At 50.1% G+C, this 659-nt stretch carries 1 protein-coding gene; it reads left to right on the forward strand.

Annotated elements, in window-relative coordinates:
* Positions 1-208 (forward strand): SMR family transporter (locus tag J5224_RS33340; protein ID WP_264629174.1); only part of this gene is annotated, 208 nt, incomplete at its 5' end.
* Positions 209-659 lie beyond the last annotated feature (451 nt).

Here is a 659-nt window from a genome sequence, read left to right on the forward strand (position 1 = left end):
GTCGTTCTATTGCCTTTCTCTGACTATGCGCACGCTGCCGACTGGCATCATTTATGCCATCTGGTCAGGGGTTGGGATTGTGCTGATTGCCACGGTCAGTTGGCTGTTCTACGGCCAAAAACTCGATTTGCCCGCGATGCTGGGAATGTTGCTGATTATCCTGGGCGTGATAGTGATTAACCTGTTTTCCAAGTCGGTGGCGCATTGATACGACATTTTTGATAGGGAAACAGAAGCGCTCTTCGTTTGTTGATTCGCGGTTCAACGTTCTCACCATGATCGTCTCTCTGGTAGAGTTGTCATCGGCCGATGGAGAAGGTAGACTCAATGTGTTAGTAACGATTGTCGCGCCGCGCTGAGGCCACCAACCTTGGCAAGCAAAAAACCCAACTTCGCTGTTGGGTTTTTTTTTGCCTGTTTACTGTGCGTTAATTGTGTTACTCAGGGCCGCTTTTTACTCTCTAGTTGTTGGTATGCGGTTGCGTTCTAGGGCTACGGTTATGTGGCACAAGTCATGTTGAGAGGTAAAGACCTGTCCGGGTTACAGGTGGTGCTGGTTCGGTGCCTTGACCTGAGCGCGACAATTGTTACTAACAAAGGCGATAATCCTTCGTGCAGGCAGCGTAAAGGTAACGATCAGGGGAATCGCGCTCCCAACC

It is taken from the genome of Candidatus Symbiopectobacterium sp. NZEC135 (assembly GCF_025962695.1).